The organism is uncultured Maribacter sp. (assembly GCF_947500985.1).
Lineage (GTDB): Bacteria > Bacteroidota > Bacteroidia > Flavobacteriales > Flavobacteriaceae > Maribacter.
Genome location: NZ_CANMTX010000011.1, coordinates 36,818 through 60,382 on the forward strand (window position 1 = coordinate 36,818; position 23,565 = coordinate 60,382).

Annotated in this window: 18 protein-coding genes; 10 read left to right on the forward strand and 8 right to left on the reverse strand. The window is 34.7% G+C overall.

Features of this window, described 5'->3' with window-relative positions:
• Positions 1–100 precede the first annotated feature (100 nt).
• Positions 101–334, reverse strand: a complete 234-nt coding sequence (locus tag Q0871_RS17210) for an acyl carrier protein (protein ID WP_008269813.1) — start codon at positions 332–334, stop codon at positions 101–103.
• 290 nt (positions 335–624) lie between these two features.
• Here Q0871_RS17210 and Q0871_RS17215 point away from each other — a divergent pair, with 290 nt between their 5' ends.
• The 5 genes from Q0871_RS17215 to Q0871_RS17235 all read left to right on the forward strand — a co-directional run bounded on the left by Q0871_RS17215 (position 625) and on the right by Q0871_RS17235 (position 6,257).
• Complete coding sequence (locus Q0871_RS17215; protein WP_299325903.1) at positions 625–1,200, forward strand: phosphoribosylglycinamide formyltransferase; 576 nt, start codon at positions 625–627, stop codon at positions 1,198–1,200.
• Positions 1,200–1,835 (forward strand): ribonuclease H family protein, encoded by a 636-nt coding sequence (locus Q0871_RS17220; RefSeq protein ID WP_299325904.1) that lies wholly within the window; start codon positions 1,200–1,202, stop codon positions 1,833–1,835. The genes Q0871_RS17215 and Q0871_RS17220 overlap by 1 nt, the downstream gene beginning before the upstream one ends.
• Positions 1,836–2,422: 587 nt before the next feature.
• Positions 2,423–3,256 carry a hypothetical protein gene (locus Q0871_RS17225; RefSeq protein ID WP_299325905.1) on the forward strand — a complete coding sequence of 278 codons (834 nt, stop codon included), beginning with the start codon at positions 2,423–2,425 and terminating at the stop codon, positions 3,254–3,256.
• 131 nt (positions 3,257–3,387) lie between these two features.
• The gene (locus tag Q0871_RS17230) at positions 3,388–4,314 is read left to right on the forward strand and encodes a PfkB family carbohydrate kinase (protein ID WP_299325906.1); all 927 of its coding nucleotides are present in this window, start codon (positions 3,388–3,390) and stop codon (positions 4,312–4,314) included.
• Between the two features lie 44 nt (positions 4,315–4,358).
• A complete protein-coding gene (locus Q0871_RS17235) occupies positions 4,359–6,257 on the forward strand; it encodes an amidophosphoribosyltransferase (protein WP_299325907.1) in 1,899 nt (632 codons plus the stop codon).
• Between the two features lie 1,064 nt (positions 6,258–7,321).
• Here Q0871_RS17235 and Q0871_RS17240 read toward each other — a convergent pair.
• Entirely contained in the window at positions 7,322–7,930 is a 609-nt protein-coding gene (locus Q0871_RS17240) for a superoxide dismutase (protein WP_299325908.1), read from the reverse strand.
• A 119-nt stretch (positions 7,931–8,049) separates the two neighbouring features.
• Between Q0871_RS17240 and Q0871_RS17245 the strand changes: the two genes are divergently transcribed.
• The 4 genes from Q0871_RS17245 (at position 8,050) to Q0871_RS17260 (ending at position 16,620) form a co-directional block, all read left to right on the forward strand.
• Positions 8,050–11,145 (forward strand): exodeoxyribonuclease V subunit beta, encoded by a 3,096-nt coding sequence (locus tag Q0871_RS17245; RefSeq protein WP_299325909.1) that lies wholly within the window; start codon positions 8,050–8,052, stop codon positions 11,143–11,145.
• A gap of 6 nt (positions 11,146–11,151) precedes the next feature.
• Entirely contained in the window at positions 11,152–12,345 is a 1,194-nt protein-coding gene (gene kbl / locus Q0871_RS17250; protein ID WP_299325910.1) for a glycine C-acetyltransferase, read from the forward strand.
• A gap of 113 nt (positions 12,346–12,458) precedes the next feature.
• Positions 12,459–13,802: an OmpA family protein gene (locus Q0871_RS17255; RefSeq protein ID WP_299325912.1), complete on the forward strand. Its 1,344-nt coding sequence runs from the start codon at positions 12,459–12,461 to the stop codon at positions 13,800–13,802.
• Positions 13,803–13,875: 73 nt separating this feature from the next.
• Complete coding sequence (locus Q0871_RS17260) at positions 13,876–16,620, forward strand: PD-(D/E)XK nuclease family protein (RefSeq protein ID WP_299325914.1); 2,745 nt, start codon at positions 13,876–13,878, stop codon at positions 16,618–16,620.
• Positions 16,621–16,622: 2 nt separating this feature from the next.
• Here the strand turns inward: Q0871_RS17260 and Q0871_RS17265 are convergent, their stop codons facing one another.
• On the reverse strand, positions 16,623–17,333 hold the full coding sequence (locus Q0871_RS17265) for an SDR family oxidoreductase (RefSeq protein ID WP_299325916.1): 711 nt from the start codon (positions 17,331–17,333) through the stop codon (positions 16,623–16,625).
• Positions 17,334–17,449: 116 nt separating this feature from the next.
• Between Q0871_RS17265 and Q0871_RS17270 the strand changes: the two genes are divergently transcribed.
• On the forward strand, positions 17,450–18,790 hold the full coding sequence (locus tag Q0871_RS17270; RefSeq protein WP_299325918.1) for a sugar porter family MFS transporter: 1,341 nt from the start codon (positions 17,450–17,452) through the stop codon (positions 18,788–18,790).
• A gap of 72 nt (positions 18,791–18,862) precedes the next feature.
• Here the strand turns inward: Q0871_RS17270 and Q0871_RS17275 are convergent, their stop codons facing one another.
• The 5 genes from Q0871_RS17275 to Q0871_RS17295 form a co-directional block, all read right to left on the reverse strand.
• Entirely contained in the window at positions 18,863–19,960 is a 1,098-nt protein-coding gene (locus tag Q0871_RS17275; protein ID WP_299325920.1) for an imelysin family protein, read from the reverse strand.
• A gap of 4 nt (positions 19,961–19,964) precedes the next feature.
• On the reverse strand, positions 19,965–21,362 hold the full coding sequence (locus Q0871_RS17280) for a di-heme oxidoredictase family protein (RefSeq protein ID WP_299325922.1): 1,398 nt from the start codon (positions 21,360–21,362) through the stop codon (positions 19,965–19,967).
• A gap of 108 nt (positions 21,363–21,470) precedes the next feature.
• The gene (locus tag Q0871_RS17285) at positions 21,471–22,634 is read right to left on the reverse strand and encodes an imelysin family protein (protein ID WP_299325924.1); all 1,164 of its coding nucleotides are present in this window, start codon (positions 22,632–22,634) and stop codon (positions 21,471–21,473) included.
• A gap of 229 nt (positions 22,635–22,863) precedes the next feature.
• Complete coding sequence (locus tag Q0871_RS17290; protein ID WP_299325926.1) at positions 22,864–23,169, reverse strand: antibiotic biosynthesis monooxygenase; 306 nt, start codon at positions 23,167–23,169, stop codon at positions 22,864–22,866.
• Entirely contained in the window at positions 23,166–23,501 is a 336-nt protein-coding gene (locus Q0871_RS17295; RefSeq protein ID WP_367275158.1) for a n-acetylglutamate synthase, read from the reverse strand. Before Q0871_RS17295 ends, Q0871_RS17290 begins: the two co-directional genes overlap by 4 nt.
• Positions 23,502–23,565 lie beyond the last annotated feature (64 nt).

The window sequence follows — 23,565 nt, forward strand, 5'->3', positions numbered from 1 at the left end:
TTTGTTTGTTTAAATCTAAACCAAGCGTAAATTAAAAAAAATTATCCATGCGGAGTGTTTACCACATGGATAATTTGAATTCTATTTAAGAAAACATGCTTTACTTCGCTTCTTCTATATAGCTGATCGCTTGACCAACAGTTGCGATATTCTCAGCTTGATCGTCTGGAATTTGGATATCAAATTCTTTTTCGAACTCCATTATCAACTCTACCGTGTCTAATGAATCTGCGCCTAAATCGTTAGTAAAGCTAGCTTCGGTTACCACTTCGTTTTCATCAACTCCTAATTTATCAACGATGATAGCTTTAACTCTTGATGCAATGTCTGACATAATAATATTTGTTTTAAAAATTTAAATTGAAGGCAAAAATAAAAAACTTTGGTTTAATTACACTAATTGTCGTTAAAATGTATGGTAATTTAATAAAATTAAATACATGTGCTGTAATTTTACCTCATTAATATTTTGTTTCGGTAACGTTGATAAAAGGTATTGAAAAGTAGTGAGGTAATTAGAACTGTAAATGATAATCGTTTTTTTCTAAATTCTGACAAGCTTTAAATTTGCTTTATTTGCAGAACTTTAATTTTATTGTTCGCTCTCTTAAAAGACCATTTGTATTGAAAACCAAAAAAATTATTCTTTTTGCCTCAGGTTCTGGATCTAATGTTGAAAACATTGCCAACTATTTTAAACTCCGCAAAGATGTTACTATATGCTGTGTATTAACTAACAAAAGCGATGCCAAAGTCATAGAACGGTGTAATAGACTTGAAATAAACGCTTTGTTCTTTAACCGCCAAGCGTTTTCTAAAAGTGACTTTATTTTAAATATGATGCAATCCTTAGAACCTGACCTTATAGTATTGGCCGGCTTTTTATGGAAAATACCAGAATCTATTACGAATACTTTTCCAAAGCAAATCATAAATATCCATCCTGCATTGTTGCCTAAATACGGTGGCAAAGGCATGTATGGTATGAACGTTCATAATGCAGTTAAAAAACAAAAAGAAACTGAAACTGGCATTACCATACATTATGTAAATGCTCATTACGATGAAGGCGCAATCATTAAACAAGCAAAAGCACCAATCGCTATTAACGATACAGCAGAAGATATTGCATCTAAAGTTCACCAATTAGAATATGAGCATTTCCCTAAAGTTATTGACGAAATTTTATCGAAACAGTAATGGCTAAAAAAGGAAAATTCTATGTCGTCTGGAAAGGTAAAAAGCCAGGTATTTTCGATTCTTGGAAGGAATGCAAAAAATCTATTGCAAACTATGCCGGTGCAGAATACAAATCTTTTGAATCTTTTGACGTCGCCAAAAAAGCCTACAATGGTAATTATGCCGATTTTAAAGGAAAGAAAAAAACAGCACCTTCACTATCAAAAGAGGAATTGGCACGAATAGGGCTACCTAATTATCATTCTATTTCTGTTGATGCGGCTTCTAGTGGAAATCCCGGAGTTATGGAATACCAAGGTGTAGATACTAAAACGGGTAAAAAATTATTTAAACAAGGTCCTTTTCCGCAAGGGACCAATAATATTGGGGAGTTTTTAGCTCTCGTTCACGGACTAGCATTTTTGAAAGAGCGTAATAGTGATCGTATCATCTATACAGATTCTAGAACTGCCATGAGTTGGGTGCGCAAAAAAAAATGTAATACAAAACTAACAGTATCTGCTAAGAACAAGAATCTTTTTGACCTTATAGACAGAGCTGTAGACTGGTTAAAGAAAAACCAATACACTACTGTTATCGTAAAATGGGAAACAAAAGCTTGGGGAGAAATTCCTGCTGATTTTGGTAGGAAATAATATTTAAGCTATATTCTTTCTCTTTTCTTAACGAGATACTCTAAGTAATATATAATGAAGCTATTTCTTTACTTGCCAACTTTTGCTATTGTCTTTAATGTCTTGACAAGTCATGCTCAAAGTTCCAAGATCTGTTCTTTTGGACATAATTTTTCAGAAACCGAACAGCATATTTTAAGTCCTTTGAGAAAAGAAAATATTAAAACTATTGATTCTCTACTTGAAACAATTGGTGTTGAGAGAAACTTTCATATATATCATTCGAATACCACAGAAAAAATAGATATATTGTCATTCCAACATACCAAATAGATTCACTTACAGCTTGGGAGAATTTCAACATTCATAATCTTTCATTACTACATGCAATTGGTCATCATATCAACAATCATGAATTTACACAAGGTTCGGATTTAGACAATTTGGAGCTAGTTGCTGATCAACACTTAGGCTATAGCGTTTCTAAATTGGGTTTTACTATTGACCAATACCTAAACAAGCTAAACAACGCATTACCAGCTACATTTTATACTTACAACGACCCGCGAACTGACAAAAGAATCACTTCTTTTAAAAAAGGCTTCAATATGTTCATTGAAGAAAGAAATCTAATTGATACTAATAATTTAATTAATATTTTCAAACCAAATTATTCAAAAGCAGACTCACTTTTTACACAAGCCAAAGAGAATATAAGTTTTGATTCTAAATTAAGCGCATCAGAATTTTATAAAGTATACCAATATTCTAATGGTAAAAAAATTAGATCACTATACGAAGCTTTTACACTCTTTTACAAAACTCATCAATTTGAAGATGCAGTACTCTGTGGCAATCAGCTCATATATCATGGTGCAGGATTTTTAAGTACCGATAGTTACATCACCTTTATGTTAGAGCTAGGTCAATCATATAAAAATATATCTAATCACGAAAATGCTTTAAAAATTTTAAATTATGGTCAAAAATTAGCGCCCTCAAATGCAGGATTTCCCTACGTAATGGCCGGGATATACAACCGAATAGGCGATTATAATAAACGTATTGAATTTTTGACACAAACTCTCAAAAATGGCCCTGCAAATGTTGACTTATACTATGAATTGGCTGAATCATACAATACTGTCAATTTACCTTTAGAATCAATTAAATATTATAAAAGAATTCTTTTCTTAAAACCGGAACATATAAAGGCTAGAATAGAATTAGCAAATACATACATAAAAGAGGGAAAGAAATTGGATAACCAAATGAATAGTGAAGACATAAATTCTGATGATAACAAAAAGATTTTAAAAATTAAAAAAGAATTGTGGATTAATGCCGAAAATGTATTAAAAGAGGGATTAAAATATGAAATTAAAAATAATATTCTATACCAAGAGCTACAGAATCTAAAAAAATTTAAGCTAAACGAATAACTTCGGTAGAAATAAGCTAACATATTGGTGTTACATTGAAAAATCAATATCTGTATCCAGTAATCTGTCTATCCTATTATTAATTTCGAACTACAAAATCGTATATTTGCAGCTTAAATTTTTACAATTTTATGGGCAAGCTTTTAATAGTAGGTACTGTCGCTTTTGACGCCATCGAAACTCCTTTTGGAAAAACAGATAAAATATTGGGCGGCGCAGCTACCTATATTGGCTTAGCAGCATCTCAATTCGATGTAGATTCAGCTATTATTTCTATTGTAGGTGATGATTTACCACAAGAATATTTAGATCTTTTAACTGACAGAGGTATTGACATTTCTGGCTTGGAAATCGTAAAAGGTGGCAAAACTTTCTTCTGGAAAGGTAAATACCATAACGATTTAAATTCTAGAGATACTCTTGTTACAGAATTGAACACCCTAGAAGACTTCAACCCTGTAGTTCCTGAAGATTATAATGATGCCGATGTAGTTATGCTAGGTAATCTCCACCCAATTGTTCAATTAGGTGTAATTAATCAGATGAAAAAACGACCAAAATTAATCATATTGGACACCATGAATTTTTGGATGGACAATGCTTTGAATGATTTAATGGAAGTCATTAAACATATAGATGTACTAACTATTAATGATGAGGAAGCTAGACAACTAACTGGCGAATACTCTTTAGTTAAAGCAGCTCAAAAGATTTTTACCATGGGGCCTAAATATGTGGTTATCAAAAAAGGGGAACATGGGGCTTTATTATTTAATGAAGACCAAATCTTCTTTGCACCGGCATTACCTTTAGAAGAGGTATTTGACCCAACTGGTGCAGGTGATACTTTTGCTGGTGGATTTTCAGGATATCTGGCAGCAAGCGATGATAGTTCTTTTGAGAATATGAAGAAGGCTATTATACACGGATCCAATTTGGCATCCTTTAGTGTTGAAAAATTTGGCACAGAAAGAATGGTTGACTTAGATCGTAAAGAAATTAGAGAGAGACTACATCAGTTTAAAAGACTGACTCAGTTTGATATAGAATTACAATAATCCCCTTGCCTCAATTTTTTGGGGCTTTTTTAATACCAAAAACAATGAGTGACGCAATTAAGCATGAGTGTGGTATTTCTGTAATACGGTTATTAAAACCACTAGAGTATTACAAGGAAAAATATGGAACAGCATTTTATGGTGTAAATAAAATGTATCTAATGATGGAAAAACAGCACAATCGTGGTCAAGATGGTGCAGGTTTTGCTAGTATAAAATTAGATGTAGAAGCTGGGGAACGTTATATGAGCCGTGTACGCTCATGTCAACAACAACCTATACAAGATATTTTTGCCCAAATCAACGACCGTATCAACTCTGAGCTTAAAGAGCATCCGGAGTATGAAGATGATGTTGCTTTGCAAAAAAAGCACATACCTTATATAGGAGAATTACTTTTAGGGCATGTACGTTATGGAACTTTTGGTAAAAACAGTATTGAAAGTGTTCACCCATTTTTAAGACAAAACAATTGGATGCACCGTAACCTTATTGTTGCAGGTAATTTCAACATGACCAATGTTCACGAACTGTTCGATAATTTAATTCAGTTAGGGCAACATCCAAAAGAAATGGCCGATACGGTGACCGTAATGGAAAAGATAGGTCATTTTCTAGATGATGCGGTTGCCAAACTATACAAGCAAATTAAAAAAGAAGGATACACTAAACAAGAAGCTTCTCCCCTCATAGCCGAACGTTTAAAGGTGTACAAAATATTAAGAAGGGCTGCCAAAAATTTTGATGGTGGTTATGCGATGGCAGGTTTACTTGGTCATGGTGATGCTTTTGTATTAAGAGATCCAAGCGGCATTAGACCTGCATACTACTATAGAGATGACGAAGTTGTTGTTGTAGCATCAGAAAGACCAGCAATACAAACCGTATTCAATGTACCTTACGACGAGGTGAAAGAATTAGATCCCGGTGCAGCTATCATTATTAAAAAGAATGGCACCAGCGACATTAAACAAATACTAGAGCCTAAAGAGCGAAAAGCTTGTTCTTTTGAACGTATCTATTTCTCTAGAGGTAGCGATAAAGAAATTTACCAAGAGCGTAAAGCTTTAGGTAAGTTGGTATTTCCTCAAATATTAGAAGCTATCAACGAGGATATCAAGAATACCGTTTTCTCATATATACCAAATACAGCCGAAACTTCTTTCTACGGAATGGTTAAGGAAGCTCAAAATTACTTGAACAAGAAAAAGGAAGAGCAAATACTAGCTTTAGGTACAGGTATTACAGGTGAACAATTACATGAGATACTAGATGTACGCCCTAGAATAGAGAAAGTTGCCATTAAAGATGCGAAGCTTAGAACATTCATTACTCAAGATAGCAGTAGAGATGATCTTGTAGCGCACGTCTATGACATTTCTTATGGATCTGTAAAGAAAGGTGACAATCTAGTTATTATCGATGATAGTATTGTTCGGGGTACCACATTAAAAAAGAGTATTCTAAGAATATTAGATAGATTATCACCTAAGAAAATTATAGTGGTATCATCTGCGCCGCAAATTAGATATCCAGATTGTTATGGTATTGATATGGCCAAACTAGAAGACTTTATTGCCTTTAAAGCAACTTTAGCTTTACACGAAGACAATAACTCTATGCATATCGTAGAAGATATCTACAAAAAGTGCTTAACACAGGTTGGTAGTCATGATAACGACGTTATTAACTATGTTAAAGAATTCTATGCTCCATTTACCGCGAAACAAATTTCAAAGAAAACCGGAGAGTTACTTAGCCCTGAAGGAATAAACGCTGAAGTTTCTATTATTTACCAAACCATTGAAAACCTACATGAGGCTTGTCCTAAAAACTTAGGAGATTGGTATTTTACCGGTAACTACCCAACACCAGGCGGAAATAGAGTAGTAAATAAGGCATTCATTAACTTTTATGAAGGCAACAACGAACGCGCATATTAAATAATATATCGATGAAATGCATTCTATTTATGTATTTCATCGATGAATACAGTATTTTAACGACCGAATGGTCGATTTGACTTAACCAGCTTTACTTTTAAAGCTACCATAGCATAAGTAGGTTAAGTTCATGGTAAGATTTGGGGCAAAAAAGGTGGAGGTTTCTCCACCTTTTTTATTTGCCATTTTTTTCTTCAAACAGATTTGTAATCCGTTTCTTCACAAAGCTCCTTTTAACGTAATTACGAGACTTTCAGCCAATACCTTTTACATTCATTAACAAGCCTATTACATTTACAGAACCATAGCATAAGTAGGTTAAGTTCATGGTAAGATTTGGGGAAAAAGACGGAGCATTGCTCCGTCTTTTTATTTTAAAGCCATTTCTAACTTCACAACCACACAAAATCTTCCTAAATTATTAATTCTAGTAGTACAACTTAAGTTTGTGACGTACAACGAATAGCTTTTTATAATACCCCATCTGCATATACATTTACAGAACCATAGCATAAGTAGGTTAAGTTCATGGTAAGATTTGGGGAAAAGACGGAGCATTGCTCCGTCTTTTTATTTTAAAGCCATTTCTAACTTCACAACCACACAAAATCTTCCTAAATTATTAATTCTAGTAGTACAACCTAAGTTTGTGACGTACAACGAATAGCTCTTTATAAAACACCGTATGCCTATATATTTACAGAACCATAGCATAAGTAGGTTAAGTTCATGGTAAGATTTGGGGAAAAGACGGAGCAATGCTCCGTCTTTTTATTTTATACCAATTGGCTTATAAAACAACTAGTTAGCCCTAATGACCTACCCCTAGTAAAACATCTTCTGTTAAATAAAAGTTTATATTTTTCTTAAAAATCCTTTTTTTATTTACTCAATACCAGTAATTTAGTCTCGCCATAGCATAAGTAGGTTAAGTTTATGGTAAGATTTGGGACGAAAAGGGTGGAGACTTCTCCGCCCTTTTCTATTTTAAAACCAAAAAAACCACCCATGAATAATTCATAAGTGGTTTCTTACAAAATAGTTAAGAATATTTCTACTCTTTATTATTTGTTACTTGCGTATCTTTTCGAAACTTCATCCCAGTTAATAATATTGAAAAACGCTTCAATATAATCTGGTCTCTTGTTTTGGTAATTTAGGTAATATGCATGTTCCCATACATCTAAACCTAAGATTGGCTGACCTCCACATTCAACTCCTGGCATTAATGGATTGTCTTGATTTGGTGTAGAACATACTTCTACTTTACCTCCTTTATGAACACATAACCATGCCCAACCAGAACCAAATCTTGTACCTGCAGCAGTTGTAAACTTATTTTTGAATTCTTCGAAAGAACCAAAAGCGCTTTCAATTGCAGTTGCTAATTCACCACTAGGCTTTCCTCCACCGTTTGGTGATAATATTGTCCAGAATAATGAGTGATTGTAAAATCCTCCACCGTTATTTCTAACAGCACCATTACTCATATCCAATCCTGTTAAAATATCTTCTATAGACTTCCCAGCAAGGTCAGTACCTTCTATAGCAGCATTTAATTTAGATGTATATCCTTGGTGATGTTTTGTATGGTGTATTTCCATTGTCCTTGCATCAATATGAGGCTCAAGAGCATCATAGGCGTAAGGCAATTTTGGTAGTTCAAAAGCCATAATTTATGTGTTTTTAGATTAATATTAATTGTATCTCAAAGTTACGGATTTTAACATTTATATTCATGTAATAATTTGTTAAGAACTGTACAGGAATCCTTAATTTGCAGTAAAAATCAGTGTCCAGTAATTCTTTTACCATATACAATGCTTCTGCCGGATCAGGTAAAACCTACGCTCTTGCTAAGGTTTACTTGAAAATTATACTGGCTTCGCCGCAGAATTTCAGAAAAATATTAGCTATCACATTTACTAACAAAGCAGTAAATGAGATGAAACATAGAATATTGAACAGCCTGTTCGAGTTTTCTAAAATCACTTCTACTGAAGATGCTAATCCATTATTTAATGACATACTAAAAGAAACCAATTACACTTTTGAAGAACTGCCAGCATTAAGTAAACTTCGATTAAAGCAAATACTACACAACTATGCCTTTTTTGATATTTCTACCATAGATAAGTTTACCCACAGACTTATTAGAACTTTCGCTAAAGATTTGAAGATACCTCAGAACTTTGAGGTTGTTCTTGATGTAGACTTACTTTTACAAGAAGCTGTTGAGCGTGTTATTAGTAAAGCCGGTGAGGATCCTGAGTTTACGAAAGTACTTTTAGATTTTGCCATTGAAAAAATTGAAGATGACCGAAGTTGGGATATTGGTTTTGATCTCTTAAAAATCGGTAAACTGATTTTCGATGAAAACAATGCCGAACATTTAAAACATTTACAAGAAATAGAATTAGGCGATTTTCTAAAACTTCAAGCTCATCTTAAAAAAGAAACCAAAACTTTAGAGAAAAAAATTGTAGAACTTGCTACTGCAGCTCTTGATGTTATCACTTCATCTGGCTTAGATTTAAAAGATTTCCCTAGAGAAACCTTACCTAACCATTTCAAAAAAATAGTAGCTGGCAACTTTACACCTACACAACTCTACAATAACAAACTAGAGGATAATTTAATTGAAGGAAAAATAGTAAAAGCAACCATTAAAAATGCTCCAGCAGAATTAGCATCACAATTACTTCATCATTATCAAGCTATAAAACAGCTTATATATAAAAGGGGATTGTATGCTAACATCAATAGAAACATCATTCCTTTTGCATTACTAAATGCGATACAAAAAGAACTGAAGATTATTCAAGAAGAAAAAGACCAATTGTCTATTTCTGAATTTAACACCTTAATTGCAAAAGAGGTTAAAGACCAACCTGCCCCTTTTATTTACGAGCGCCTTGGAGAAAAGTATCGTCATTATTTCATAGACGAATTTCAAGACACTTCGCAAATGCAATGGGAAAATCTTATTCCTTTAATTGGTAGCGCCATGGAGGGTGAAGATGAATTGGGCAGTACTGGATCTTTGTTTTTGGTGGGAGACCCAAAACAAGCCATTTATAGATGGCGTGGTGGTAAAGCCGAACAATTTCTTGAATTAGCAACGCACCAAGCGCACCCATTCACCATACAGTCTGATCTGGTTACGTTACCAAAAAACTATAGAAGTTATGCAGAAATCATCAACTTCAATAACAACTTTTTTCAAAGTATTAGTCCGTTTTTAGAAAACGACATTTACCAAGAGTTCTTTAAAATTGGCAATACACAAGAAACCAATCAGAAAGAGGGTGGTTACGTAAATATTTCCTTGTTAGAAGAAGATACTGATGAGGAATATGCAGCGAACACATTGGCAACTATTCAACAATGTTTAAGCCAAGGGTATACCTTTAGCGATATCTGTATTATTATAAGAAAGAAAAAGCATGGTCTTCTGTTGGCAGATTTTTTAATGCAGCACAAAATTCCCGTTGTTTCTTCAGATTCCCTATTACTTAGTGAAAGTGCCAAAGCTATTTTCTTAGTTCAGCTGATAAGGCATATGGTTCAACCTACTGAACTAGAGATCCAATATGAGATTTTAAATTTTCTGTCGGAAGGCAAAAATGATAAGCATGCCTATATCTATGAGAATTTAGGAAAGCTTAATACACACTTGTTAGAAACTTATGGTTTCGATGCTTCTAAACTAAGACAGGCTTCGGTTTTTGACGGATTGGCTTATGGCATAAAAACCTTTGATCTTATCCCAACTTCAGATGCGCACCTTTCTGCATTTATGGATCTGGTTTTTGATGTAGAGCAAAAGTATGGTTCTGACATGCAGTCATTTTTAGACTATTGGGATAAGAAAGGTAACTCGGCAAGCATAAGCACACCCGAAAATATTGAATCGGTACAAATTATGACCATTCATAAATCTAAAGGGCTGGAGTTTCCGGTAGTTATTTTCCCTTATGCAAATTCAAACGTGTTTGAAGAGATTGATCCAAAATTATGGCTTCCGGTAAACAAAGAAGAATTCCTTGGCTTTTCCGAAGTACTTATCAATAAAAAACAAGAAGTTCAAGAATACGGTGAACTTGAATCATTACTTTATGAAATTGACCATCAAAAATTACAGCTTGATGCTTTCAATCTTTTATATGTAGTGCTTACAAGAGCGGTTAATGCCCTGTTTATTATTAGCGCCAACAAACTTGACAGAAAAGGAGAACACAATACAAATAGTTACTCTGGTCTATTCATACATTTTCTAAAGAGTATAGGCGAATATCAACAAGACAAACTATCATACGACTTTGGTAAATTAATACCACAGACATCTAAAAAACAAACGAGTACAGATCAACTTACTATACCTTATATATATACTAACATAAATAGACCCGATTTTAAGATACTTGCATTAGCTGGTACTTTATGGGATGAAGGCTTAGATGTTGCCATTAATCAAGGTAATGTTATACATTATATATTAGGTGCTATTTTTACAACGGTCGATTTAGATAGAGCTGTACAAATGGCGCTACAAAAAGGATTGATAAAAGAGCAAGAAGTAAACGGGACAAAGGAAATTGTAAAAAAGGTCATCTTTCATAAAGATTTGACGCAATTTTACCAAAATGATGTTGAAGTACTAAATGAACGCGACCTATTAATGGCAGATGGTACGGTTCAAAGACCAGATAGGGTGGTGCTAAAAGATAACCACGCTACCATTATAGATTATAAAACAGGCGAACAAAACCCAAAATACCATCATCAAATAAATACGTATGCCCAGAGTTTTTCAAATATGGGCTACACCATAGATCACAAGATCATTGTGTATATTAATACTGAAATAGAACTAGATTATATATAAAGGAATATGTACGGAAAAATTAAAGAACATCTACAGCAAGAAATTGAGAACATTAAAAATGACGGACTCTTTAAAGAGGAAAGAATTATCGTTTCTCCGCAAGATGCTGTAATCAAAATCAACACCGGGCAAGAGGTTATCAATTTTTGTGCTAATAATTATTTAGGACTTTCATCTCACCCAGATGTTATACAGGCGGCAAAAGATGCTATGGATACGCATGGCTTCGGTATGTCTTCTGTTAGATTTATTTGTGGTACCCAAGATATACATAAGACATTAGAAGCAAAGATTGCTCATTTCTATGGCACAGAAGACACCATATTATATGCCGCTGCTTTTGATGCCAATGGTGGGGTGTTTGAACCTTTGCTAAATGCAGAAGATGCTATTATTTCTGATTCTTTAAACCATGCCTCTATTATTGATGGTGTGCGTTTGTGTAAAGCAAAGCGTTACCGTTATGCTAATAGTAACATGCAAGATTTAGAGGCACAACTTATAAAAGCGAATGAAGACGGCGCACGATTTAAAATTATTGTTACCGACGGCGTGTTCTCTATGGATGGTATTGTAGCTCCGTTAGATAAAATTTGTGATCTAGCCGATAAGTACGATGCTTTAGTTATGATAGATGAATGCCATGCTACCGGATTTATAGGTGAAAAAGGAAAAGGAACCTTAGAGGAAAAAGGAGTGATGGGCAGAATAGATATCATCACCGGTACACTTGGTAAGGCATTAGGTGGTGCAATGGGGGGTTACACAACTGGTAAAAAAGAAATTATTACCCTATTAAGACAACGCTCTAGACCTTATTTGTTCTCTAACTCTTTAGCGCCAGCTATTGTAGGGGCATCTATAAAGGTATTCGATATGTTAGAAAATGACACTTCGCTGCGAGATAAATTGCAGGAAAATACTGCATACTTCAAAAAAGGCATTAAAAACGCAGGTTTCGACATTGTTGACGGAGATTCTGCAATAGTACCTGTAATGTTATACGATGCCAAATTATCACAAGATATGGCAAATAAGTTGTTGGAAAGAGGAATTTATGTGATTGGTTTTTTCTATCCTGTAGTACCAAAAGATAAGGCCCGCATTAGGGTTCAACTATCTGCTGCTCATACAAAAGAACATTTAGATGCTGCCATAAAAGCATTTACAGAAGTCGGAAAAGAATTAAAAATCGTTTAAATGCAATATTTAATCTATTAAATGCATTAAAAAAAATAGGAAATTGATTTTGTTAATAATATTTAACAAGTTACATTTGCAGCTAATAAACACTTAAACTTAAAATTTAATACATGAAACATCTTAGCAAATTATTGGCAGTTGCCCTACTTGTGGTAGGTATCAACAGCATACAAGCGCAAGACGAGAATAACCCTTGGCAAGTGCAATTTGGGGTTAATGCCGTTGACGTATATCCAACTTCGGATGTAAGTTCTTTCGGTAACGAATTCTTCAATGTGAACGATCACTGGAACATTTTACCTTCTGTCTCTTATGTAGGAGTATCTAAGTCAATTGGAGATGGTTTCTCTGTTGGAGCTAGAGGTTCTCTTAACAAGATTAGCAAATTTGGTGATACTAGCGTTGACGACCTTTCTCACTACGCTATAGATGGTACAATTAAATATGATATCATAAAAAGACAAACTGTTATTGATCCTTTCGTAGAGATTGGTGGTGGTTATACTTGGATCGATGAAATCGGTGCTGGTACTGCAAATGGTGGTATTGGTGTTAATATCTGGTTTACTGAAAACTTAGGTCTTACATTACAATCTTCTTACAAGCATGCTTTCGAAGATTACTTAGCTCCTCACTTCCAACACTTAGCTGGTATTTCAGTTAAATTTGGTGGTACTGATACTGACGGTGATGGTATCTATGATAAAGATGATGCTTGTCCAGAAGTTGCTGGTCTTGAAGCATTCAACGGTTGTCCTGATTCTGACGGCGATGGCATCGAAGACAGCAAAGATGCTTGTCCTAACGAAGCTGGTTCTAAAGAAATGAACGGATGTCCTGATGCTGACGGTGACGGTGTTGCTGATAAAGATGATGCTTGTCCTAACGAAGCTGGTCTTCCTGCTTTAGCTGGTTGTCCTGATGCTGATGGCGATGGTGTTGCTGATAAAGATGACGCTTGTCCTTCTGAAGCTGGTCCTGCTGAAAACAAAGGTTGTCCTTGGGCTGATAAAGACGGTGATGGTGTACTTGACAAAGATGATCAATGTCCTGATGTTGCTGGTACAGTAGCTAACGCTGGTTGTCCTGAAGTAACTGAAGAAGTTCAAAAGCAATTGAATGATTATGCTAGAACTATCTTATTTGATACTGGTAAATCTTCTATCAAAGCTGAGTCTACTTCTGTAATGGTTGACATTATCACAATCCTTAAAGAATACCCTAACGCTAAGTTTACTGTTGAAGGTCATACTGACAGCGTAGGTAGCGAAAAATTAAACCAAAGCCTTTCTGAGTCAAGAGCTCTTTCTGTAAAAGAATTCTTAGTAGACAAAGGAATCGAAGAGTTTAGATTATCTGCTGTAGGTTACGGTGAGTCTAAGCCAATGGCTACAAACAATACAAGAACTGGTAGAGCTCAAAACAGAAGGGTAGAAATTAACTTAGTAAAATAAGTTTATAAAAACCTAAGTGTTTTAATAACTAAAAGCCCCGCAATATTGCGGGGCTTTTTTATTTTTACACTATATGCAGAGTTTTATACAAGATGTAGTACTAGACGTTTTAAAAAATAACCCAGATACTGGTAAAGTAGTTTTTATTCTACCAAGTAAACGAGCAGGTGTATTTCTTAAAAAAATACTATCAAAATCACTTACACAAACCGTACTTGCCCCTGATATCTATAGTATTGAAGATTTCATTGAAAAGGTTTCTAACCTTGTAACTGCAAATACTACCACACAATTATTTGAACTCTATAATGCCTATTTAAAAGTGGGCGATTATGAAAAGGAATCTTTCGATTCTTTTTTAAAATGGGGACAAATACTTTTACAAGATTTTAATGAAGTAGACCGTTACTTAGTTGATGCGTCTACACTATACCAGAATGTTGCTGCCATTCAGGAAGTCAACCATTGGTCATTGAATCCTGATAATTCTGAAATGATTCAAAACTACCTTCACTTCTGGAGGTATTTAGAAGATATCTACAATCAATTTAATGGAAGATTACTAGAACAAGGACTTGGTCACCAGGGACTCATCTATAAAACCTCGGTAGCAGAATTGCCTAACTACCTTGATAACACGAATAAAAAACACATCTTTCTTGGTTTTAATGCCTTGAATACTGCCGAGAGTATTCTTATACAGACTATTCTTGAAAAAACAGATGCCAATATTTATTGGGATATTGACCCCTACTTCTTACAAGACAATATTCATGATGCCGGTTTCTTTATAAGAAACTATCAAAGCACATGGAACGTTTTAAAAGGAAAACCTCTTGCGGGACTAACCAATTACTATAACACCGAAAAACATATTGAAATAATTGGGGTGCCTAAAAACATCTCTCAAGTAAATTATGTAGGCGATTTATTATACAAAATTCAGAATGACTCACCAGATGCTCTACGCAATGCAGCTATTGTACTTGGTAATGAAGAATTATTAAATCCGTTATTAAATTCTATTCCCGATAATATACCTGCTACCAATATTACCATGGGTCAAAAGTTAGCATCTACTACTTTGGCTAGCTTTTTCACCAACCTTATAGAGTTTCATGAACAAAAGACCGAAAAAGGATGGTTCTACAAGTACTTACTTAATCTTTTGACACATTCGTATGCTGTACTTTTATTTGACGCAAATGAAGTCTCTACAGACAGTTTAATATCAAAAATTAAAACAAATAACTGGTCATATATCACAAATGCACAAATACGTGAACTATTACCAGAAAATGCAGCAATCAACTTACTGTTCGAAGATGTCAAGAATAACCCGAATCGACTTATAGATGATTTTTTAGCTCTTATTGAAGCCATAAGAGTTATAGACGTAGTAAAAGAAAATTCTCTTTTGTTAGAGCAGCTTTATAAATTCTTTACATTATTCAATCAGCTAAAAGATCTTTGTAACAGTTTTACCTATATCAATAATCTTAAAAGTTTAAAACATCTATTTTCACAGTTGTTAAGCTCAGAAACTTTAGATTTTCAGGGAAATCCTATTGAAGGCATCCAGATTATGGGAATGCTAGAAAGTCGTTTGTTAGATTTTGAAACTATTATTATTACTTCTGTCAACGAAGGTGTATTGCCATCGGGTAAATCTAACAATTCATTTATTCCGTACGACCTAAAAATCAAAAACGGATTACCGACCTATAAAGAGAAAGATGCTGTTTATACGTATCACTTCTATCGTTTATTACAACGTGCCAAAAATGTATATATATTGTACAATACCGAGCCAGATGCATTAGAAGGCGGAGAACGAAGTCGATTGATTACACAGTTATTGACAGATGATAATAGAACAAATATTAAATCTTTTATAGCTACACCAACTATACAACCTATTACCAAAAAAATTGAACAGGTAGAAAAAACCACTTCGCTGGCTGCGCTTATAAAAGACAAAGCCAGAAAAGGTTTTTCACCTAGCTCACTCAGCAATTACATTAGAAACCCTATTGATTTCTACAAGCAGAATTTATTAAATATTAACGAGGTATTACAAGTAGAAGAAACCTTGGCACCCAATACTTTCGGTACCATTGTACATGATAGTTTAGAAGAACTGTATACACCTCTAATTGGTAAACCGCTTACGGCAGATCTACTAAATGGCATTCGAAAAGGAATACCTACCATTGTCGCTCAGAATTTTGAAAAAACCTTTAAAGACGGAAACATTAGTTCTGGTAAAAACTACATTTCTTTTCATGTTATTCTTAAATACATACAAACGTTTATTGATGTTGAGGTAAAAGAACTTGCCGACCATAGTATTACCATTATTGCATTAGAGCAAGCGCTATCAGTGCCTTTAGAAGTTGCCGGATTAGATTTCCCTATCATCTTAAAAGGAAAATTAGACCGTGTAGATGAATATGACGGTATAACCCGTATCATAGATTATAAAACCGGGAAAGTAGAACGCCGTAATGTAGAGATTGTAGAATGGGATGTTTTGACCGATGAATATCAGTACAGTAAGGCGTTTCAGTTGCTTTGCTACGGATTGATGTATTCTAAAACACATCCTACAGAAAACTTATCTATTCAAGCAGGTATTATCTCTTTAAAGAATTTTGCAGAAGGTACGTTGTTATTTGCACAAAAAGAATCTGCCCGATCAACCACAAAAAACCATATTATCACTAATGAGGTCATTTCTGATTTCGAGCAGATTCTTGGTCAGTTAATTACAGAAATCTGTAATGCTGACATTCCATTTACAGAAAAAGAAGTGTAATACTACTTCTTGTCTGGTCTTGTAGGCCTTACCTCAATTTTACTAGGTAAGGTTCTTTCGTTCATTTGTAAAAGATCCAATACCAATTCACCAATATCTTCTGGTTGAATTTTCCATGCATCTTTTTCATCTGGTTCGTTATTATTAAAATGTGTTGCCACAGAACCTGGCATTATGGTAGACACCTTAATATCGTACTTTCTTAAATCTAACATTGCCGCTTGCGTAAAACCAACTACGCCAAATTTAGAAGCATTGTACCCAGCTGCTTTTGCGAAGAAATTGGTACCTGCCAAACTCGCCAATGTAATGTAATACCCTTTAGACTTTTTTAATTCTTCGACAGAAGCTTTTAGGGTATGAAAAGCACCGTTAAGGTTGGTATCTATCATTTGATGCCATTCTTCATCTGTCATCTCATCTATAGGTGCAAAATGACCCACTCCGGCATTTGCCAAAACCACATCTACTTGTCCCCACTTCTCTATTATTTTAGCAACGGCATTTTTCTCATCTGCCATTTTGCCTACATTAGAAACAATACCTAAAATGCCATCATTATTAAAATCTTTTAGTGCTTGGTCTACACTGCTCTGAGATCTACCACTAATAGCAACTCTCATACCTTGTTTTAGTAATGTTTGTGCCACTGCAAAGCCAATACCTTTAGTGCCTCCTGTTATATAAGCTACTTTATTTTTTAAATCTTTCATCGTTCAATTTTTAATTATAACACAAGTTAGCAATTCTATATTTTTTTTGTTGTGCTTTTAGATTAAGAATTAACGGTTTTCATTTATTATATTTAACTACAACTTAATACTCAACAATGAACAGAATTATCGTTTGGTCTATAACCGTAGCGCTTGCAGGATTTTTATTTGGATTTGATACCGTAGTTATCTCGGGAGCAAACGAACCCATTAAACAATTATGGAATACTTCACCTCTATTTCACGGTACTTTCATCATGAGTATGGCATTATGGGGTACTGTTGTAGGCTCGCTTTTTGGCGGTATACCTACCAAAAATTTAGGTCGTAAAAAGACCTTACTCTGGGTAGGTGTTCTATTCTTGGTTTCTGCCCTAGGTTCTGCCTTGGCACAAGACCCTTATTCATTCTCTGTATTTCGTTTTATTGGTGGTGTAGGCGTTGGTATATCTTCGGTTGCCGCCCCTATTTATATCTCTGAAATTACATCAAAAGAGAATCGTGGTAAGCTTGGCGGACTCTACCAGTTCTGGTTGGTTTTTGGTATTCTACTTGCTTTTGTTTCTAACTGGTTGCTTAAAGGATTCGACGGAGCAAACGACTGGCGTTGGATGCTAGGTGTAGAGGCTATACCCGCATTTATTTATACCCTAATGGTATTTACAGTACCAGAAAGCCCAAGATGGTTGGCGTTACATAAAAAAGACGACGCTGCTGCTTTAAAAATATTAGAGATCATATACTCAAAAGAAAAAGCAGCACAACAATTAATAGAGATAAAAACCGATTTAAAGCACTCTACTAAAAGTGAAAGCCTTTTTCAAAAGAAATATTCTAAAGTGCTTTATCTAGCTTTCTTTATCGCCTTTTTCAATCAGCTTTCGGGCATCAACTTTGTACTCTATTATGCTCCTGAAATACTAGAGCAAGCGGGACTGGGAGGTAAAGAGTCTCTTTTTAATTCTATTGCCATTGGTATCGTAAATCTCGTATTTACGTTTATTGGTATTCGATTATTAGATAAATTGGGCAGACGACAATTGATCATTATTGGATCTATTGGTTACATCATAAGTTTGGTAATGGTGGGACTATGTTTTCAGTTGGATTTAGGTTCTACCCTAACACTTACCTTCATCTGTACTTTTGTTGCCTCTCACGCTATTGGTCAAGGTGCCGTAATCTGGGTATTTATTTCAGAGATATTCCCAAACAGTGTTCGTGCATACGGGCAATCTTGGGGCGTAAGTGTGCACTGGGTATTTGCAGCAATCATTACTTTGATTACTCCGTTTTTCTTAGACTCCGCACAAGGTATTTTGAAAGACCAAGTGTGGTATATTTATTACTTCTTCTGTGCTATGATGGTATTTCAGCTTATTTGGGCAATTACCAAAATGCCGGAAACCAAGGGAGTTTCTCTTGAAGAATTAAGCAAGGAATTGGTGAAAGAATAACCAATACTTCTTTCTATATACTTATATAAATTATGGGTTGGTGCTTAAAAACATCAACCCATATTTTATTTTCTAGTCACCATCAGTGTCATTGAAAGTTACTACGATATTAGCGGCGCTAGAAAAATCGGTTTTTAGAAGACCAATTATTGTTTGTAAATCTACCCTTAAGTTATCTAAAGCTTCTATATCAGATACCAATGTATCCTCAATTGGTCCGTTGATATCGTAAAGATCATTTAAGGCGACCTGAAATGTCTCTTGAATAGCTATATCAATGTCTGGCCTATCTAAAACTTCTATCAGATAATCATCTAATCCAAAACCTTCTTCACCAATATAATCACCTAAATAACTATTATTAAGCGTTTCTAAATTTTCAATCAATGCTTCTTTACTAATTTCACTTCTATATGCCTCAAAATAAATAACTCCGTCACTTTCTGCATTTAAGGCTTCCTCTATTTTAGTACCTTTCATAGATTCTAACCCGGCAATAATGGCATTGACTACTTGGTTTTGACTTCCATTAACCCCAGTCTCTAAATTACTTTTAAAACTAGGTTCCACTTCACCCCAAAATTCTTTTAATATGATACTTTGCTCATTTAAATTCTCTATCAATGCCAATAGGTATTGCATGCGTTTTTCAGCATTATTCGCTGTTGTCAATTCTATCAATACGATATTAGAAGTATCATGAAACAACAAATATTCTATTGCGCTATACCCTTTTGTATTTGCACCTTTACTAGAAACAAAATCATTATCTAATGTTTCTTCTACTAGAATATTTTCTTCAATAGCTTCAAAATTAATTGGCCATTGATTTATTCTGGTGTGTATGAATGAGCTTTGAATAATTCCTAGGTTAAATACTTCATTACTTTTCCAGTTTAAAAAAGAAGTCTTCCACGCATTTTGTAACGCTAAAAGTTCTACTTCAGTAGGGTTCGATGAAAAATCATGACTTGCAGAAACCAAACCATCCAATAACGCTACGTGAGCAGTTTGATTTACTTTTATTTGAAAATCGTATAGGTCAGATACTTGCATTCTACGACCATCTTCTGTTGATACTTCAGGTATTGACACATTATCTTCACTATCATCATTACCGCATGAAAAAACCAAGAGTAAAAATGCGATGAATAGAATTTTATTTTTCATAGTATTAAAGTGTATTCAAAAATTGAATTAATTTGCTTCTTTCTTCGGCAGAAAAGCTTTTAAAATTTTCTTTAGATGCTTGTGCTTCGCCACCATGCCAAAGTATTGCTTCTTCTATATTTCTTGCCCTACCATCATGTAAAAGGTTTGTATGCCCATTTACGGTTTCTATAAGACCAATGCCCCATAATGGAGGTGTGCGCCATTCATTGCCGTTTGCATCAAAATCTGGTAATCCGTCTGCAAGACCGTCTCCCATATCATGTAAAAGTAAATCTGTGTATGGGCGAATGGTTTGGTTGGCCAACGCTGTTATCTCATAAGAACCTGTTTCAATTTTAGGGATATGACATTTTATACATTCAGCACTTTCAAATAACGATTTTCCTTCCAGAACATCCTCATCGTCTACATCTCTTCTTGCCGGAACAGAAAGTGATGCTGCATAAAAAGCTACTTTTTCTAAATTGTCATCCTCAATTTCAGGAGTACCTCCATTTGGGTAATCATCACAATCTAATGGTGTAGGACAATTTTCATCAGGAAATAATGAAGAGGTGATGCCTAAATCGCCAGCAAAAGCAGCGGCAACTTGTTGCTTTATGTTCGGTTGATTTGCCTTCCATCCAAAACGACCAATTTCCATAGTATTGGATTCTACATCGTAAACCATGTTTATTCTCCCAGAAATACCGTCATCATCGGCATCATTAGGATCTGAATAACTTAACAATGTTGCATCTGGTATAGCATCTAAAAGACCTAGACCAATCATTTGATTGGCAACCCTAGGCGAAAGTCTTGTTAAACTATTTAGCTCCCCAAATCCTAATCCGGTGAAGGAGTATTCCGGGTCTTGTAAACTTACCTGAGTACCATCATCATAGGTTTCTGTTAGCGGAGTATAGGTTACTATAAGTGTACCTTCATTATCAACACTTAAAATAGAATTATCTTGAAACTGTGTTCCATAAACAGGATCCCCAATATTGCCACCATTAGCATCGGTTTCTAAAAGTCCCAAACGAATAAGAAGTCCGTGCGAGAACTCACCATCAAAAGCAGGTGGTCTTCCTCTTCCATCCTTAAAATGACATCCAGAACAGTTTCTGGCATTAAAAAAAGGACCTAGCCCATCTCGTGCTGTGGTAGATGCAGGAGCCGTTACCCAACTTTGATTAAAAAGTGAATTACCAACCCCAAAAGTTACCCGCTCATCAAAAGTTAAATCTGGTGAAGCAAAGCCAAAGGCTTCTGCAGAAAAATTAGTCGATGTGGTAGTACCGCCCGAAAGTTCTTCTCCTTCCTCTGCCATTAAAGGAACTATCACCTCGTCTTTACTACATGATGACAGCAGTAAAATATTGATTACCACTACATATATTAATGAAAATCTGTTCATATTATATAACAACAAAACTGGATTTAAATAAATCCAGTTTTAAATTTTAATTCTCTAAAGAAGTGCTATTAAAATAGCCTTGTTCAAAATTTGCATGCGAATTTCGTATTAATTGATATCTAGCACAACTTTAGCTTCTAATAATTTATCGCCAAAGGCAACTAGCGCTTGTGCCGCAGTCTGCACTTTTGCACCTTCTACACTAGACTCACCATCAACAATTGCTAAATCGAACGGATCTAATGTAGCATCAACCTCTGTTTCTGCGGTTGCTAATAATGCATTTAATTCAGCTGCTAAATCAGCATCTGCCTCGGTAATTAAATCTTGTAATGAATTACCGTTAACGTTACCATAAGAACCAGTATATACATTTACTACACCGTCTAAATTTAATCGAATATCTCTATGTGTATTATCACTAAAGCATGAGTGTTCATCTTCTTGATCTTGATTTTGCAAGGCAACTGCAATACGCTCAATAGCAAGCTCGCTTCTAGATAATTCAGCAATACTGCTAATGATATTATCTAAAGCTTCATCTTCGTCCAATGCTAAAAAAGTAGTTTTATATGCACCTGTCCATTCATCAACAACTACTTGTAGGTGATCTGTTAATAAATCTGCTACTATAGCCAAATACGCTCTTCTACGATCTTGATTTTCTGCTGTACCATCGTCAACAAAATCGGTATAGACTCTTTGACCAGCCAAATTTTCTGAAGGAGCGGTAAGATCCTGTCCCCAAAGTAAAAATTCGATAGCATGGTAGCCTATTGCTACATTCTCTTCACCACCATTTCCGTTCTCACCGGTCAATAATTCTTTTGTAAGTGAAGGGAAGTTGTCAGTATCGTTAATGATACCTGCATTTAAATCTCCTTCAACATAATCAATATATGCTTCATCTAAAGGCCAAGAATTTAAGTACCCTTCAATTTCTTCTGTATCGCCAGTGTCTATAGGACCATTTGCAAAACGAAAAGCTTCAGACGGACCGTAGCTTTCTCTTGAAGTTAACCATGCTTCTTTTGCAGCATTAAAATTATCTTCTGTTGGTGTTGCTACAAAGGCGTCAATAGCGACCTTCAATGCTTCTGCATCTATCATGGCGGCTTGATAATTTGCCAAAACCAAATCAGCATAGTTTGTTAGTACTGTTGATCTGTCTATGGTTTCGTCAACAATTACTTCTGCAGGTGCATCATCATCTGATGAACAACCAACGAATAGTAAACCGATAAAGCCAAAGGTTAAAACTGCTTTTCTCATTATGTTTTATTTAGATTAGATATAAATAGAGCCGCAAATCTAAAGTATCAAATGATACCCTACAAATTATTTTTACTTATTCTAAATAAGAATAGTGAATTTAACAAATGTGTATTAGGAAAGAAAAGCTAAGCTTATTGTGGTTCAGCTATCTACGATTAAAATTTAAAGATGATGATGAAGTACTTGAAAAAAGGCAAGAATAAAATAAGTTTGAATCAACTACTAACTATTGCTTTTTGTTTTCAAAAACAGTTTCGTAATGATTCACCTTTGGGAAAGGATCATAATAATCATGTAACAGTTCTTTCCACTTTAAATAACCTTTAGATTTACGAAAACCTACTTCATGACTTTCCACATCTACCCAATCTACCAATAAGATATACTGCGAATTATCTTCTAAACATCTGCGTAACGTATGAGAACGATACCCTTTTACAGATTGAATATATTCACTAGCTAAAGTAAAATCTTTTTCAAACTTAGATTCTAAACCTTGTTTAATATTAAGAACTGCTACTTCAAGTATCATATTTCTTCCAATATTGAATTTCCTTTAGATTTGTCGCCAGAGGTCCACTGCCAAGTTTCATGAAGCCTTATTTTTCCATTATCCATTATTTCGGGTTTTGAGAAACAAACACCTGTCATTAATTCACCTCTTGTATTCACTTGGTGATAACGCATTTCAATGGTACCGTCCAAAGCTACCAAACCTATTAAATGACCTTCTACAATCTGCCCGCCACTGTATGTAGACGTTAAAATTGTATCTTTTTGTTTGTATTCAAATAACGTCTCCGCAGAAGTTTCTCCGTTAACAGAATTAGATACTGGTCTAAATGTTCTATTATTATAATTCATGATGAATGTATTACCTAATTGATGCGTACTTCTTTTCTAATGTAGTACCCATGTGTTGATGCTT

Coding starts and splice junctions, on each gene's coding strand:
- Q0871_RS17270 (WP_299325918.1), top strand. CDS start 17,450: ATGAACAGAATTATCGTTTGGTCTATAACCGTAGCGCTTGCAGGATTT.
- Q0871_RS17265 (WP_299325916.1), bottom strand. CDS start 17,333: ATGAAAGATTTAAAAAATAAAGTAGCTTATATAACAGGAGGCACTAAA.
- Q0871_RS17260 (WP_299325914.1), top strand. CDS start 13,876: ATGCAGAGTTTTATACAAGATGTAGTACTAGACGTTTTAAAAAATAAC.
- Q0871_RS17295 (WP_367275158.1), bottom strand. CDS start 23,501: ATGAATTATAATAATAGAACATTTAGACCAGTATCTAATTCTGTTAAC.
- kbl (WP_299325910.1), top strand. CDS start 11,152: ATGTACGGAAAAATTAAAGAACATCTACAGCAAGAAATTGAGAACATT.
- Q0871_RS17230 (WP_299325906.1), top strand. CDS start 3,388: ATGGGCAAGCTTTTAATAGTAGGTACTGTCGCTTTTGACGCCATCGAA.
- Q0871_RS17235 (WP_299325907.1), top strand. CDS start 4,359: ATGAGTGACGCAATTAAGCATGAGTGTGGTATTTCTGTAATACGGTTA.
- Q0871_RS17240 (WP_299325908.1), bottom strand. CDS start 7,930: ATGGCTTTTGAACTACCAAAATTGCCTTACGCCTATGATGCTCTTGAG.
- Q0871_RS17280 (WP_299325922.1), bottom strand. CDS start 21,362: ATGAACAGATTTTCATTAATATATGTAGTGGTAATCAATATTTTACTG.
- Q0871_RS17225 (WP_299325905.1), top strand. CDS start 2,423: ATGTTCATTGAAGAAAGAAATCTAATTGATACTAATAATTTAATTAAT.
- Q0871_RS17285 (WP_299325924.1), bottom strand. CDS start 22,634: ATGAGAAAAGCAGTTTTAACCTTTGGCTTTATCGGTTTACTATTCGTT.
- Q0871_RS17290 (WP_299325926.1), bottom strand. CDS start 23,169: ATGATACTTGAAGTAGCAGTTCTTAATATTAAACAAGGTTTAGAATCT.
- Q0871_RS17220 (WP_299325904.1), top strand. CDS start 1,200: ATGGCTAAAAAAGGAAAATTCTATGTCGTCTGGAAAGGTAAAAAGCCA.
- Q0871_RS17255 (WP_299325912.1), top strand. CDS start 12,459: ATGAAACATCTTAGCAAATTATTGGCAGTTGCCCTACTTGTGGTAGGT.
- Q0871_RS17210 (WP_008269813.1), bottom strand. CDS start 334: ATGTCAGACATTGCATCAAGAGTTAAAGCTATCATCGTTGATAAATTA.
- Q0871_RS17275 (WP_299325920.1), bottom strand. CDS start 19,960: ATGAAAAATAAAATTCTATTCATCGCATTTTTACTCTTGGTTTTTTCA.